The following is a 318-nucleotide window of genomic DNA, read 5'->3' on the forward strand; positions in this document are numbered from 1 at the left end:
CCATAAACATACAGAACAAATGAAAAGGATAGGATTAATAATTTTAGCGGCACTGGTAGGTGGTGCAGCAGCAATTGGCGCCTATAGATTTTTAGAGCGCGGTCAGGATGGGATGTCTATTGAAGAAAAACAAAAGGTGCTTTTTGCAAGTAACCCGATTAAAATTTCTTCAGCAGGGGCAGTAGATTTTGTGCAGGCAGCGGCGGCGGTTTCGCCGGCAGTAGTGCACATCAGAACAACATTTAACAGTTCAAATAACAGCGGCGGTTCTTCTCCAATGGATATGATGGAGCAGTTTTTTGGCGGCGGGGGCAGATC

Annotated in this window: 1 pseudogene; it reads left to right on the forward strand. The window is 45.6% G+C overall.

The features are described 5' to 3' along the window. Positions 1-19 precede the first annotated feature (19 nt). Positions 20-318, forward strand: a pseudogene (locus tag DBR11_RS30360) (serine protease); the annotation flags it as partial.

The organism is Pedobacter sp. HMWF019 (genome assembly GCF_003061025.1).
Lineage (GTDB): Bacteria > Bacteroidota > Bacteroidia > Sphingobacteriales > Sphingobacteriaceae > Pedobacter.